Here is a 14,940-nt window from a genome sequence, read left to right as displayed (position 1 = left end):
CGACTCCTCGGCCCGCCCCTGCGGATCTCCCGAACGGGGGATACCCCGGCGCGCCGGCGAACGGCGATGATTGCCCCCAGTCGAATAGGGGGAGCTTCGGCCGAACGTCCGCGTGGCCAAGTTCTCTTCGGGGGAAGGGAAAACACGTTCGTGAGCCGCATCGTCTTTTCCATGGAGGATCTCGTCCGCGTCCGGGTCGCCGGACCACCGACAGCCGAGGCCGAGGCGGCGTTCGCCTTGGACAACTGGTCGAAGAACTCGGGTGGTTACTTCCGAAGATGGCATCAGACAGTCACCAACAGCGTACGGAGCCGAGAAGAGCTCCAACGCCTGATACACCGCTTCGACCTTTCCGGACGGACCATCTGGGATCTGCTCGGCGCTCCGCCGCCGCAGGTGGACGATCCGTCCGACCCGTTACCGCGACTTCCGACACGAACCGCCGGTGAGGACCTCTCCTCCGGACCGGACGGCCTGGTCCAGGAGTTCGGCACGATCGCCGTCCTCCCGTACTGGCAGGCCATCCACGCCCGGCTGGTCCGCGACACCGACGCCTACCGGCAGATCATGAGCGCCTCCGGGGTGGAGACGCTGCTCCAGGCCCTGCACCCGCGCGTCCACTGGCGGGCACCGGTTCTGGAGGTCGAGGACGACCGGGACCAGACCATCGAGCTCAGCGGCCGCGGCCTGCTCATCACGCCGTCGCTGTTCCTGACCGCGCCCGCCGTGGTCCCGCCGCACGCCACCGTGGTCAAGGCCGAACCGGCCCCGGCCCTGGTCTTCCCGATCCGCCCGGACTCCCGCGGGGACGCCGTGCTCGGCGCCCGCGAGGCCGAGCGGCCGCTCGACTCCGCCCAGGGCGAGGCCCTCGCCAGCCTCGTCGGCAAGACCCGGGCCGCTCTGCTGGAGGCCCTGCTCAACGGCAGCACCAACGGCGAACTCGCCGACCGCGTCGGCGTGTCCAACGCCGCCGTCAGCCAGCACACCTCGGTCCTGCGGGCGGCTGGCCTGATCGCCACCCGTCGCACCCGCAACCTCGTCCTGCACACCGTGACGCCCCTGGGCCGTTCCCTGCTGAACGGCGGCACCCGCCTCCTGGCCCACCCCCCGGGCACGGCGCCGCACCGGAACGCGCCCCACGGCAGGTCCGTCCTGGCCGGCCGGTAGCCCTCGGCCCACCGCCGGGGCCCCGGCCCCGGCGCGGCCCCGGCCCCGCGTTCGCCAGACGTTTTCGGGCCTCTCTTAATCGCCTGTCCCCGGCGGCGGCCACGCCGCGAAGATGATGGCGTTCCCGATCCCCGCCACCACCGCACAGACGAGGTGAAGCCGCCGTGACGAGATCGCGTACGGACCTTGAAGTGTCCTTCCTCGAAGAGAGCGGGACGGTGCAGCCCGTCGCCACCGTTCCCGACCGGGCGGAGCGCGGCGAGTGGCTGCTCGCCCACCGCCCCGAACTACGCCGACTGACCCTGCGCCACGGCTCGCTGAGACTCGTCGGCGCCGCAGTCGCCTCCACCGACGAGCTGGCCGGGGTGGCCGCCGTCCTCGGCGGCGGCGCCCTGGAGTACACCGAGCGCTCCACTCCGCGCTCGCGGGTCGCCGGCAGCGTCTACACCTCCACCGAGTACCCGGCCGACCAGCGCATCCCCCAGCACAACGAGAGCTCCTACTCCTCGCGCTGGCCGGACCACCTCTTCTTCCTCGCCACCCGCACCCCGAGCACCGGCGGCCAGACCCCGGTCGCGGACAGCCGCACCGTCCTCACCGGACTCCCGGCCGAGCTGGTCGAGAAGTTCTCCGCCCTCGGCGTGCGCTACACCCGTGCCTACCACGACGGCATCGGCCTCTCCTGGCAGGAAGCCTTCCAGACCGAGGACCGCAGGCACATCGAGGCCTACTGCCGCGACAACGGCATCGCCTGGGAGTGGGAGGGTGACCTGCTGCGCACCAGCCAGGTCCGCCCGGCGCTCACCCGGCACCCGGTGACCGGCGAGACCGTCTGGTTCAACCAGGCCCACCTCTTCCACATCGGCTCGCTGCCCGCGAGGACCACCGAGGCGCTCCTCGCCGTCTTCCCCGAACAGAACCTGCCGCGCAACGCCTACTTCGGCGACGGCAGCCCCATCGACGCCGACACCCTGGCCGAGATCCACGCCGCCTTCGACCGCACCACCCTCGCCCCCGACTGGGCACAGGGCGACGTCATGGTCGTCGACAACATCCTCGCCAGCCACGGCCGAGCCCCCTACACGGGCGACCGCACCGTCCTGGTCACCATGACCTCCGCCGCCTGGGCCGACTGGCCCACCCCCTGACCCCCACCCCACGCACGCAAAAGCCCCAGGTCACGGCGAGTGAGTCCTGGGGCTTCTACAGAGCCGCCTGCGGGATTCGAACCCGCGACCTACGCATTACGAGTGCGTTGCTCTGGCCAGCTGAGCTAAGGCGGCGCCGTTGTCACGCGTGGTGGCAACGCGGGCCAGTCTACACAGGTTTCGCGGGTGATCCACACCCGGTTGGCGGGGGTGGGGGTCAGGCGGAGGAGACGGCGAGTTTGGCGGCGAAGCCGGCGAAGAGGACGGCGACGCCGCTGGTGAGGGTGGCGGAGAGGCGCCTGCGGCGGCGGAAGGTGGCGGCGAGGGTGGTGCCGGCGAAGATCAGCAGGGAGAGGTAGAGCACGCTGAAGGTCTGGAGGATGCCGCCGAGCAGGCCGAAGGAGAGGGCCGGCTGACCGTAGGCCGGGTCGACGAACTGGGTGAAGAAGGAGAGCAGGAAGAGGATCGCCTTCGGGTTCAGCAGGCTGATCACCAGGGCGCGGCGGAACGGGCGCTCGACGGGTTCGGCGGCCGGTTCGGCGGTGGCGGCGGGGTTGTCGGGGTTGTCGGCGGTCCGGCGTTCGCGCCAGAGCTGGCGGGCGGCGCGGAGCATGCCGTAGCCGATCCAGAGCAGGTAGGCGGCGCCGCCGAGCTTGACCACGGCGAAGACGGCCGGGTTGGCCTTGAGGAGGGAGGCGGCGCCCAGCGAGGTGAGGCTGATCAGGGTGAGGTCGCCGACGAAGACGCCGGCGGCGGCCTGGTAGCCGGTCCGGATGCCCTTGCGGGCGGCGACGGACAGCACGTACAGGGAGTTGGGGCCGGGCAGTAGGACGATGACGAGGGCGCCGAGGACGTACGTCGCCAGGTCGTTGACTCCGAGCACGGTGCGCTCCGGGGAGGGGATGAGGGCGGGGGGCGCTCATCGTAACGTCGCACCGGCGGTCGGTTGAAGCGGAAACCATCCCGCCTACCGGGCGCAGCGCTTGCCCGGCTCCGGTGCCTCGCCCGCCAGCAGGTAGCGGTTGACCACGCCGTCCACGCAGGCGTCGTGGTGCCCGTACGCGGTGTGGCCGTCCCCGTCGTAGGTGAGCAGGCGTCCGGACTCCAGTTGCCCGGCCAGCGCCTGGGCCCACGCGTACGGGGTGGCCGGGTCGCGGGTGGTGCCGACGACGACGATGGGGGCGGCGCCGGCGGCCCGGATGGTGTGCGCCGTGCCGGTGGCCCGGACCGGCCAGTAGGTGCAGGCCAGCGCCATCCACGCCATGTCGCGGCCGAAGTGCGGCGAGGCCTGTTCGAAGTCCGGCACGGCCCGCTGGACGTCCTCCGGCCCGGCGAACGGGGCGGGCAGGTCGAGGCAGTTCACCGCCGTGTTGGCGAACATCAGGTTGGGGTACGAGCCGTCCGCCTCGCGCCCGTAGTAGGAGTCGGAGAGCCTCAGCAGGCTGGTGCCGTCGCCGGCCTTGGCGTCGGTGAGCGCGGTGCGCAGCTTGGGCCAGAGGAAGTCGGCGTACATGGCCTGGATGACGCCGGTGGTCGCCTGGGCCGCGGTGAGTCGGCGGCCGCGGTCGGTGCTGGTCAGCGGGTGGGCCTGGACGGTGGCGAGCAGGGCGGTGAGCTGATCGCCGATCTGCTGTTCGGTGCGGCCGAGCGGGCAGTCCTCGTGCTTGGCGCAGTCCTTGGCGAAGGCGGCCCAGGCGGTCTCGAAGCCGCCGGCCTGGGTGCGGTTGCCGGTGACCGAGTCGAGCGACGGGTCCACCGCGCCGTCCAGCACCAGCCGCCCGACCCGGCCGGGGAAGAGCCCGGCGTAGGTGGCGCCGAGGAAGGTGCCGTAGGACTTGCCGACGTAGTTCAGCCGCTCGTCGCCGAGCAGGGCGCGCAGCACGTCCATGTCGCGGGCGGCCTCGACGGTGCCGAGGTGGCCGAGCGCCGCCCCGGCGCGCTGCCGGCAGCCCTCGGCGAACTCCTTGTCGGCGGCGATCAGCGCGTCGATTCCGTGCTGGTCGCCGGGGGTGAGGTCGACGGCGGTGTAGGCGTCCATCCGGTCGCCGCTCAGGCAGGTGACCGGGTTGCTGCGGCCGACTCCGCGCGGGTCGAGGCCGACCAGGTCGTACCGGGCGCGCACGCCGCTGTCGTACGTCCGGGCGGCGGCCTCCAGGTACTCGACCGCCGAGCCGCCGGGCCCGCCGGGGTTGAGCAGCAGCGAGCCGAGCCGGCCGCCCCCGGCCCCCTCCGCGGAACCCGAACCCGAACCCGAGCCCGCTGGGACGGCGGTGGCGCGGGCCGCCACCAGGGTGAGGTCGCCGTCGCCGGGGCGGTCGTAGTCCAGCGGCACCCGGAAGGCGGTGCACTCGAACCCGCCGTCGCACGACTGCCAGCCGAGCCGCTGCGCGTAGTACGGGGCCAGCCCGGCCGGGACGGCGGCGGGCAGCGGCTCCAGCGGCGTGACCCCGGGCGGGGCCGGGGTGGACGACCCGGCGCCCCCCGCCCCGGACGAACCCGCTGAGCCCGCTGAGCCGTCTGAACCCTCTGAACCCAACGAGCTCGACGAACCCGACGAACCCGACGAACCCGCACCGCACCCGCCCGCCAGCAGCCCGACGGCGAGCGCCGCGGCCAGTACCCGCCCGGTGGCCCTCATCCGACCCCTCGCGATCATCCGAGCCCTCTCGATCGTCACCCAGGGTCGTCGCCCGGCGACCCGCCTCGCATTGCACCACAGCGCGCCGCCCGGCACCCGCCACGGGCACCGGGCGGCGACGCCCCGTCCACACCGGGTCAGGACGCCTTGGCCAGCGCGTCGGCCAGGTACTGCGCCGCCTGCCGGACGAGCCGCATCCGCTCCCGGTCGGGGGTGTAGTCCTGCACGTTGTCGGAGATCTTCACCTCGGCCTTGGCCGCCGGTCCGGCCCCGGCCTGGAGCGCGGCCTGGAGCTTGCGGGCCGTGTCCAGCCCGGCCGTGTCGGCCTTGGCGGCGGCCAGCAGGAGCTTCGCCGCGCTGCCGGCCGGGGCCTCGGCGCCGGCCTGGGTGAGCGCGGCGGCGTCGTAGCGGCCGGACACCGCGGCGGCCGCGCCGTACAGATCGGGGCGGGACAGCCCGGCGGCGGCCGCGCACGGCGCACCGCCCTCGACACCGAGGGTGCCCCAGGAGGCCGGGCCGGGCGCCAGGATGCGGAACGAGGCGGCGATGGCGGCGCGCAGCGTCTCGTCGTCGGCGACGGCGGCCGGCGCGGCGGCGACCAGGTCGCAGGGGTGCGCGGTGCCGTTCGGCGCCTCGGGGGCGACCAGGATGAAGGGGCGGGCACGGCCGGTCTGCAGGGCCGCGGTGAGGCCCTCGAAGACGTCCGGGACCTCGGCGTCGGCGGTCTTGCGCGGGGTGGCCGCCTGCATCACGACCACCGGGAAACGCGCGTTCGGCTCCTTGGCGTACTGCGGCGGCAGCCAGACCCGGACGGTGCGCGGCTGCCCGTCCGGGCCGGGCACGGCGGACTGCAGCAGTTCGCCGCCGCCCGGCTGGCCGACGCCGTCGAAGTGGCTCACGGCGGCCGACGGGGCGCCGGAGGCCGCGGCCGGCTCCGCCACGACGGGCGGCGCCGGCTGCTGCCGGACCGCCGGTCCCCCGCCCGGGCCCGCACCCGCCGCGCCGACCATCGACTCGGCCCGGTCCGATTCCTGGCCGCGGGGGGTCAGGCCGCCGAACGCCCCGAGCGCCGTGAGCAGCGTCAGCGCGGTGACGCAGACCCCGCAGATCATCGCTCCGGCCGCCCGCACCAGCATCGGCCAGCGTTCACCGGCCAGTTCGTAGGTCGCGGCGGCGCGCAGGTCGCGCCAGCGCTGGAGCGCGCCGCGGGCCAGCCAGATCCCGCCCAGCGCGGCCATCAGCAGGGGGATGACGAGGAGCGAACGAACCATGGGACGCACCGCCTCGGGAGGAGGGCCGGCGCCGGACGGGACCCGGTGCCGTACGGGGGCGACGGCCCCGGCACCGGGGCACAGTCGGCCCCCAGCGTGCACAACGGGCGGACGGTCGCACGCGGGTGTGCCCGGCGCGTATCGATCGTTCACTCGAAGGTGGGACAACGGGACGGCTCCGGGAGGCCTACGCCGGGCACCCGGCCCGACGGTCCCACCCCGAACGGCCCAGCGGCCCAGCGGCCCAAGGGCCCGGCGGACCGACAGACCGACGGACCAGCGGCCCGACGGCCCACGGCCCGGCAACGCAGCTCAGCCCGCGCGCAGCGCCACCGTCATCGCCTCGACGGCGAGCAGCGGGTCCACGTTGCGGTCCAGCGCCTGCCGGCAGGCGAGCACCGCCTCGATCCGGCGCAGCGTGCCCTCCGGCGGGCCGTCCTGCGCGACCCGGTTCAGGGCCTGCCGCTGGTCCTCGTTGGCGAGGGTGCCTCTGGAGCCGAGCTGGAGCGCGAGCACGTCCCGGTAGAAGCCGAGCAGGTCGAGCAGCGCGACGCCGAGGGTCTCCCGGCGGGTGCGGGTGGCCCGGCTCTTCTGCCGCTTCTCCAGCTCCTTGACCGCCCCGGCCATGCCGCGCGGCGCCTTGCTGCCCTCGGCGGCGCCGTAGGCGGCCTTCAGGTCGTCGGTCTCCTTGGCGTCCTGGGTCTCGGCGAGCGCCTCGGCGTCGGCCTTGGCGGTGTCGACGAGACGCTGGGCGGCGGCCAGGCAGCCGCCGATGTCGCCGACCTCCAGCGGGATCCGCAGCACCTCGGCGCGGCGGGTGCGGGCCTGGTCGTCGACGGCGAGGCGGCGCGCGCGCTCGACGTCGCCCTGCCCGGCGAGTGCGGCCAGCCGGGCCGTCTCCGGGTCGACGCCGTCGCGGCGGACCAGCATGTCGGCGACGGCCTCGGCGGCGGGCGTGCGCAGGACGAGCAGGCGGCAGCGCGAGCGGATGGTCGGCAGCACGTCCTGGACGGAGGGGGCGCAGAGCAGCCAGACGGTGCGCGGGGAGGGCTCCTCCACGCCCTTGAGCAGCGCGTTCGCGGCGGCCTCGGTGAGCCGGTGGGCGGCGTCGACCAGGATGACCGACCAGCGGCCGCCGGTCGGGTAGCTGGAGGCGCGCAGCACGAGCTCGCGCATGTCGCCGACGCCGATGGACAGGCCGTCGGTCCGGACGTACTTGACGTCGGCGTGGCTGCCGGCCAGCACGGTGTGGCAGCCGTCGCAGAACCCGCAGCCGGGCGTACCGCCGAGCGCGAGGTCCGGGCTGGTGCACTGGAGGGCCGCGGCGAACGCGCGCGCGGCGGTGACCTGCCCGGCCCCGGGCGGGCCGGTGAACAGCCAGGCGTGCGTCATCAGGGAGGCGTTCCCGCCCGGCTGCGGGCCGGCTCCGCGGCCGGCCGCGATCGTCGCCCCGGCCGACCGGGCGGCGGCGGTCAGCTGCTCGACCACCCGCTCCTGGCCCACCAGGTCGTCCCAGACGGCCACTGCTGCTCCCAAGCTCAGTACGGCAGCGCTCCCGGCGCCTCTTCCCCGCCGTCGAGCATACGTGTCCGCTCCGACAGCCACGGCGCCCTCCGGAGTGCCCACCACCGAAAGGAGGCGCCCCACCGCCGAAGGCGACGGGCGGCGCCGCCGGGGCTCTCCACCCCGACGACGCCGCCCGTCGTCCGTACCGCTGTCCTACCGTCGTCCGTACCGCCGCACGCCCGAGGTCAGCCCCGACGGCCCCAGCGACGGCCCTTGCCCTTGCCGCCGCCCTCGCCGACCCCGCCCTCGCCGACCCCGCCCTGGTCGCCCCCGGGGGCGGGCCGGTCCTGGCCGCCACGCGGGTCCTGCGGGGCCGGGCCGCCGTGATTCCAGCGCGCCCACTCGTCACGCGAGCCGAGCAGGGTGTCGGTGAGGCTCGGCAGGTCGTCCATCGGCGTCTCCTCGGCCCACTCCGGCCGGGGTCGCTCGGCGGTGGCCTGCGACTCGTCGGCGGGCTGCGGCTCGTCGCCGACCACCGGCAGTTCGCGGGTGCTGTCCACCGGCTCCTCGCGCCACAGCCCCGGCGGCACCCGGTCCTCGGTACGGCCCGCCTCGGTACGGCCCGGCTCCACCCGGCCCGGTGCCGGACGCTCCGACACAGAACGCTCTGGGACAGAACGCCCCGGCGCCGGACGCCCCGGCTCGATCCGCGGCAGCACCGCGGTCCGGTCCGCCTCCTCCGTGACCTTCGGCAGCACGGCCGTCTCGTCCACGGCGGTCGGCGGGACGACCGGCAGCTGGGCGGTCGCGTCGGCGGCCTCCGCCGCCCGGACGGCCGCCTGGCTGTCCCGCAGCGACAGCTCCCGCGTCGCCTCGTCGGTGCCGCCGGGCCCGGGAGTGCCCACGGGCCCCGCCCCCGGGACGTCCCGGACGGCCCGCAGCTCGGTGGTCACGGCATCCCCGGGAACCGAACCAGCGGCCGGACCGGCAGCCTGACCAGCAGCCGAGCCCGAGGCCGAACCAGCCGAGCCCGCCAGACCGGCCGTACCCGCCGCCGCCCGATCCGCCGCCGTCTGCGCCGCCGCAGCCGCGGCCGCGAGCGCGGCGGCCTGCGCCAGCCGGGCCTCCTCGGCCCGCTGCAGCGCCTCCTCCGCCCGGCGGCGCTGCTCCTCGCGCTGGAGCTCCCGCTGCCGCTGCAGCTCCGCCTGGGCGGCCGCCTCGTCGGCGAGGCGCTTGCGCTCGGCGGCCTCTGCGGCCAGCCGGGCGTCCTCCTCGGCCTTCCGCTTGGCCTCCTCCTCGGCGCGGCGGCGGGCTTCCTCCTCCGCCCGGCGGCGGGCCTCCTCCTCGGCCTTGCGCCGGGCCTCGGCGGCGGCCCGTTCGGCCTCCTCCTTGGCCAGCCGCTCCTGCTCGGCCTGTTCGGCGCGCAGCTGCGCCAGCACTTCCTGCCGCTTGCGCTCGGCGGCCTCGGCCTCGGCCTTCTTGCGGGCCTCCTCGGCGGCGCGGCGCTCGGCCTCTTCGCGGGCGAGCCGCTCCTGCTCGGCGCGGGCGTCCTTCTCCTGCTCGGAGAGCGGCAGCTCGCGGTCGAGCCGGTGCCGGATGGCGGTGGTGACGAAGCCGGGGGCCTGGCTGCCGTCGACGACCAGGTAGCGCGCCGGGTCGGCGGCCGCGAGGGCGAGGAAGCCGGCCCGGACCCGCTGGTGGAACTCGGTGGGCTCGGACTCCAGCCGGTCGAGCGCCTCGGTGAAGCGCTCCCGGGCCCTGGTCGGGTCGACGTCCAGGACGACGGTCAGGTCGGGCAGCAGCCCGCCGGTCGCCCAGCGGGAGATCCGGGCGACCTCGGTGGCGGCCAGGTCGCGTCCGGCGCCCTGGTAGGCGATGGAGGAGTCCATGTACCGGTCGGTGATCACCACGGCGCCGCGGGCGAGGGCCGGCCGGATGACGTTCTCGACGTGCTCGGCCCGGTCGGCGGCGTAGATCAGCGCCTCGGCGCGGTGCGACAGGCCGGTGTTGCCGACGTCCAGGACGAGGCCGCGCAGCCGCTGGCCGACCGGGCTGCCGCCGGGCTCGCGGGTGAGCACGACCTCGTGCCCCTTGCCGCGGATCCACTCGGCGAGCGCCTGGGCCTGGGTGGACTTGCCGGCGCCGTCGCCGCCCTCCAGGGCGATGAAGAAGCCGGTACCGGCGCCCTGGCGCGGGGCCGGGCCGACGGCGCCGCGCACCGCGTCGACCAGGTCCCGGCCGAAGGGCGCGGTGCCGCGCCGGTCGTCGGTCCGCAGCAGGACGACGGCGGCGAGGACCAGCGTGAGCAGCCCCGAGGTGGCGACGGCCAGGGCCGCACCGCCGTGGATGAAGGTGAACGAGCCCGGCTCGACCGTGCCGTACTCGACGTCCCCGTACGCCGCGGCGATCAGCGGGACGACGACCAGCGCGGCGCCGACCACGACCCGCAGCACCGCGTACAGGTGCTCGGTGACCTTCGGCAGCCGGGCCTCCTCGACCTCCTGGCCGAGCAGGGTGCGCCCGGCGGAGACGACGATCCCGGCGGTGAGGCCGGCCAGCACGATGAGGGCCAGGACGAGGACGAAGTCCAGCACCAGCCCGGCCAGGATCAGCGCCACACCCTCGGTGAGCAGCGCCAGCGCGAGCAGGCGGCGGCGGGAGAGCGCGGGCAGCGTGGCCCGGGTGAGCCGGGAGCCGAGGGCGGGCGCCGCGGTGGCGGCGAGGACCAGCAGGCCGTAGCCGATCGGCCCGGCCCGGTGCTCGGCGGCGGTGAGCAGCGCGAGCGCGGCGACGCCGGCCATCGAGGCGTACCCGGCGGCGACGGCGAAGGTGAAGTACGGGGCGCTGCCGGTGCGGCCCTTGCTCAGCGCGGGGCCGGGCGTGGCGTCGGTGGGGGCGCGCAGGCCCTGCAGCGGCGAGTGCGGGGCGACGGCCACCGGGCCGACGGGCAGCTGCTGGAGGTAGTCGCGGGCGGCCGAGGCGGCGAACAGGCCGGCCGCGCCGAGCGCGGCGAAGGTGACCTGGTGGGCCCGGAGCCAGTCCGAGCCGAGAGCGGCGCCGATGTTGTTCAGCAGGGTGAGGGCGACCAGGCCGGCGGCCGCGAGCGGCAGGGTGGCCCAGCCGGTGAAGCGGTCGATGCTCCGGACGGTGTCCAGGTGGGCGGCGGCGGGCCGCTGCTCGGCGGCGGGGGCGTACGGATCGGCGGGCGGCAGCAGGCCGGGGACGGCGGCGTCCTTGGCGATCCCCCGGACCCGCTCGGCGGCACCGGTGACGAACACGGTGGCGAGCAGGACGTAGGCGGCGGCGCCGGAGGGCTTCGGGCCGGAGCCCAGCCAGACGGTCCACCAGGGGGCGAGGCCGATCAACAGGGCGCACAGCGCGTCGGCGCCGAACAGCGTCCAGCGCCGGTCCAGCCGGCCGGCGACCAGCCGGTGCACCGGTCCGAGCAGCGCGACGCCGACCAGCCCGGTGGCCGCCAGCCGGACGGCGAGGACCGCCGTGACGGCGAAGGCGAGGCTGCGCGGCAAGGCGCCGAACTGGCCGCCGAGGGCGACGGCGATCACGGTGAGCGCGAGCAGCACCAGCAGGCCGAGCCGGTCGGCGGTGCCGCCGATCAGCTGGGTGGTCCACAGGCGCCGGTAGGGGCGCGTCCGCAGCAGCGCGCGAGCCCGGTCGACCGGGGTCCCGGCTGGCGCGACCTCGGGCAGCCCGGACGTGGCGTCGCGGGCGGCCGGGGCGGCGCTGGGGGTGGGCTGCTCCTCGCTCGTCATACGGTCAGCGTAGCGGGCTGGGGTTGACCGGAATGAGATGAACGGGGTTCCGGATCCCGCTCATCACCGGGTTGTGACGTTCCGCGCACACCGTCCGACCGGCCTCGGGCCCGCGTCCCCGGGGTGGGGTCGCGGGCCCGTAAGCACTGGCGGGGCACTGGCGGAGGCGCCGGCGAAGGCGCCGGCAGCGGCACCGACGGAGCCCCCTGCCGGAGGATCCGGAGGAGATCAGCCCTCGTCGGTGGCCGCGGCCTTCCCGACGGCGGTCTTCTTGGCCGCCGTCTTCTTCGCCGCGGTCGCCTTCGTCGCGGTCTTCTTGGCGGCGGTCTTCTTCGCGGCCGCGGTCTTGGTGGCCGCGGTCTTGGTCGCCGTCGCCTTCTTGGCCGGGGCCTTCTTCGCCGGGGCCTTCTTCGCCGTCTTCTTCACCGGCCCGCGCGCCCGCTTCTCGGCGAGCAGCTCGTAGCCGCGCTCCGGCGTGATGGTCTCGACCTCGTCGTCCTTGCGGAGCGTGGCGTTGGTCTCACCATCGGTCACGTACGGTCCGAAGCGGCCGTCCTTGACCACGACGGGACGCTCGCTGACCGGGTCGGTGCCCAGCTCCTTGAGCGGCGGGGCGGCGGCGGCCCGGCCGCGCTGCTTGGGCTGGGCGTAGATGGCCAGGGCCTCCTCCAGGGTGACCGTGAACATCTGCTCCTCGTCGGTGAGCGAGCGGGAGTCGGTGCCGCGCTTGAGGTACGGGCCGTAGCGGCCGTTCTGCGCGGTGATCTCCACGCCCTCGGCGTCGGCGCCGACCACGCGCGGCAGCGAGAGCAGCCGCAGCGCGTCCTCCAGGGTGACGGCGTCCAACGACATCGTCTTCAGCAGCGAGGCGGTGCGCGGCTTGACCGCGTTCTTGCCGGTCTTGGGCGTGCCCTCGGGCAGGATCTCGGTCACGTAGGGGCCGTAGCGGCCGTCCTTGGCGACCAGCATGTTGCCGCTGACCGGGTCCGGGCCGAGCTCGAAGTCGCCGCTGGGCTTGGCCAGCAGTTCCTCGGCCAGCTCGACGGTGAGCTCGTCCGGCGGCAGCTCGTCGGGGATGTCGGCGCGCTGGCCGGGCTCGCCCTCGACGTCGGAGGCGCGCTCGACGTACGGGCCGTAGCGGCCGACCCGCAGGGTGATGTCGTCGCTGATCCGGAACGAGCTGATCTCCCGGGCGTCGATCGCGCCGAGGTCGGTGACCAGTTCCTTCAGGCCGCCCAGGTGGTCGCCGTCGCCGTTGCCGGCCTCGGCGGCGCCGCCGGTCGCGTGGCCGTCGCCCTCGCCGAAGTAGAAGCGCTTCAGCCACGGCACGGACTTGGCCTCGCCGGCCGCGATCCGGTCGAGGTCGTCCTCCATCTTGGCGGTGAAGTCGTAGTCGACCAGCCGGCCGAAGTGCTTCTCCAGGAGGTTGACCACGGCGAAGGAGAGGAAGGACGGGACGAGCGCCGTCCCCTTCTTGAACACGTACCGGCGCTGGATGATCGTGTCGATGATCGACGCGTAGGTGGAGGGGCGACCGATCTCCCGGTCCTCCAGCTCCTTGACCAGCGAGGCCTCGGTGTAGCGGGCCGGCGGCTTGGTGGCGTGGCCCTCGGGGGTGAGCTGCTCGGCGGCCAGCGGGTCGCCCTCGACGACCTGCGGCAGCCGGCGCTCACGGTCGTCCAGCTCGGCGTTCGGGTCGTCCGCGCCCTCGACGTAGGCCTTGAGGAAGCCGTGGAAGGTGATGATCTTGCCGGAGGCGGAGAACTCGACGTCACGGCCGTCCGCGGACGCGCCGCCGACCTTGACGGTCACCGACTGGCCGACCGCGTCCTTCATCTGGGAGGCGACGGTGCGCATCCAGATCAGCTCGTAGAGCCGGAAGTCGTCACCGGTCAGGCCGGTCTCGGCGGGGGTGCGGAAGCGGTCGCCGGAGGGGCGGACGGCCTCGTGCGCCTCCTGCGCGTTCTTGACCTTGCTGGCGTAGGTGCGCGGGGCGTCCGGCAGGTAGTCGGCCCCGTACAGCTGGGTGACCTGCGCGCGGGCGGCGGAGATCGCGGTCTCCGACAGCGTGGTGGAGTCGGTGCGCATATAGGTGATGAAGCCGTTCTCGTACAGCTTCTGGGCCACCTGCATGGTCCGCTTGGCGCCGAAGCCCAGCTTGCGGCTGGCCTCCTGCTGGAGCGTGGTGGTGCGGAACGGCGCGTACGGCGAGCGGCGGTAGGGCTTGGACTCGACGCTGCGGACGCTGAACGCGGTCTGCTCCAGGGCGGCGGCCAGCTGCCGGGCGGCCTGCTCGTCCAGGTGCAGCGTGTTGGCGCTGCCGGCCTTCAGCCGACCGTCCGAGCCGAAGTCGCGGCCGGTGGCGATCCGCTTGCCGTCCACCGAGGACAGGCGGGCGCCGAGGGTCTCCGGGTTGGCCGCGTCGGCCGGGGTGCGGCCGGTACCGAAGGTGCCGACCAGGTCCCAGTACGAGGCGGTGCGGAAGGCGATCCGCTCGCGCTCGCGCTCGACCACCAGCCGGGTCGCGACGGACTGCACCCGGCCCGCCGAGAGCTTCGGCATGACCTTCTTCCACAGCACCGGCGAGACCTCGAAGCCGTAGAGGCGGTCGAGGATTCGGCGGGTCTCCTGGGCGTCGACCAGGCGCTGGTTGAGCTCGCGCGGGTTGGCCACCGCCTCCTGGATCGCCGTCTTGGTGATCTCGTGGAAGACCATCCGGTGCACCGGCACCTTGGGCTTGAGCACCTGCTGGAGGTGCCACGCGATGGCCTCGCCCTCGCGGTCCTCATCGGTGGCGAGGAAGAGCTCGTCGGACTCCGCGAGCAGCGACTTCAACTTGCTGACCTGGGACTTCTTGTCCGCGTTGACCACGTAGATGGGGGCGAAGTCGTGGTCGACGTCCACCCCGAGGCGGCGCACCTCGCCGGTGTACTTGTCCGGGACCTCCGCCGCGGTACTGGGGAGGTCGCGGATGTGCCCGACGCTCGCCTCGACGATGTAGCCGGGGCCCAGGTAGCCCTTGATCGTCTTCGCCTTGGCCGGCGACTCGACAATGACGAGTCGCTGTCCGTGCGCGGTCTCGCTGCTCGGGGACACCTTCGCTCTTCTCTCCCGGTCCTTATCTGGGCTGGTCGGCGCCGGCAGCACGGGCTGCGCTCCGCCCGACCCCTCCACCGCCCCGGGGCTGCCGCTGTACGACGACCCCACCAGCGGAGTGTGACCGTACCCCGGCCACTCTTGTCAAACGGAAGGATCCCGCGTTTTCACTTTGCCGGGCTCACCGACGCCACTCGAACGGTAACCCGATGACAGAGGTTCGCGCCCCGTGGAGGGGGGGTTCGGCGGGTTCCGGAGGATGGAATGACGGATTTCAAAATCTGTCAACGGAATATCGACGGCCCCACGGAGGGCCGCAGCGGGGCCTCCGCAGAGCGCCGGCC

General features: G+C 74.6%; 8 protein-coding genes and 1 tRNA gene. 2 read left to right on the top strand and 7 right to left on the bottom strand.

What is annotated here, in order from left to right:
• Window positions 1-171 precede the first annotated feature (171 nt).
• Together A6F73_RS17765 and A6F73_RS17760 are read left to right on the top strand one after the other, a co-directional pair.
• A complete protein-coding gene (locus A6F73_RS17765; protein WP_159398482.1) occupies window positions 172-1,167 on the top strand; it encodes a winged helix-turn-helix domain-containing protein in 996 nt (331 codons plus the stop codon).
• Window positions 1,168-1,358: 191 nt separating this feature from the next.
• A complete protein-coding gene (locus tag A6F73_RS17760) occupies window positions 1,359-2,315 on the top strand; it encodes a TauD/TfdA family dioxygenase (RefSeq protein ID WP_244293423.1) in 957 nt (318 codons plus the stop codon).
• Between the two features lie 61 nt (window positions 2,316-2,376).
• Here the strand turns inward: A6F73_RS17760 and A6F73_RS17755 are convergent.
• The 7 genes from A6F73_RS17755 to topA form a co-directional block, all read right to left on the bottom strand.
• A tRNA-Thr gene (locus A6F73_RS17755) sits at window positions 2,377-2,450 on the bottom strand.
• Window positions 2,451-2,532: 82 nt separating this feature from the next.
• On the bottom strand, window positions 2,533-3,198 hold the full coding sequence (leuE, locus tag A6F73_RS17750) for a leucine efflux protein LeuE (RefSeq protein ID WP_063348703.1): 666 nt from the start codon (window positions 3,196-3,198) through the stop codon (window positions 2,533-2,535).
• Between the two features lie 84 nt (window positions 3,199-3,282).
• Window positions 3,283-4,953 carry an alpha/beta hydrolase gene (locus A6F73_RS17745; protein ID WP_079135780.1) on the bottom strand — a complete coding sequence of 557 codons (1,671 nt, stop codon included), beginning with the start codon at window positions 4,951-4,953 and terminating at the stop codon, window positions 3,283-3,285.
• Between the two features lie 137 nt (window positions 4,954-5,090).
• Entirely contained in the window at window positions 5,091-6,224 is a 1,134-nt protein-coding gene (locus tag A6F73_RS17740; RefSeq protein ID WP_063348701.1) for a hypothetical protein, read from the bottom strand.
• A 312-nt stretch (window positions 6,225-6,536) separates the two neighbouring features.
• The gene (locus A6F73_RS17735) at window positions 6,537-7,748 is read right to left on the bottom strand and encodes a DNA polymerase III subunit delta' (RefSeq protein WP_063348700.1); all 1,212 of its coding nucleotides are present in this window, start codon (window positions 7,746-7,748) and stop codon (window positions 6,537-6,539) included.
• A 227-nt stretch (window positions 7,749-7,975) separates the two neighbouring features.
• A complete protein-coding gene (gene tmk, locus A6F73_RS44040) occupies window positions 7,976-11,500 on the bottom strand; it encodes a dTMP kinase (protein WP_063348699.1) in 3,525 nt (1,174 codons plus the stop codon).
• Between the two features lie 228 nt (window positions 11,501-11,728).
• Entirely contained in the window at window positions 11,729-14,596 is a 2,868-nt protein-coding gene (gene topA, locus A6F73_RS17725; RefSeq protein ID WP_063348698.1) for a type I DNA topoisomerase, read from the bottom strand.
• Window positions 14,597-14,940 lie beyond the last annotated feature (344 nt).

The organism is Streptomyces sp. MJM8645 (assembly GCF_001625365.1).
In the GTDB taxonomy this organism is placed as follows: Bacteria; Actinomycetota; Actinomycetes; order Streptomycetales; family Streptomycetaceae; genus Kitasatospora.
The sequence above is the reverse complement of the archived record's forward strand: the minus strand, read 5'-3'. Positions and strand labels throughout refer to the sequence as shown.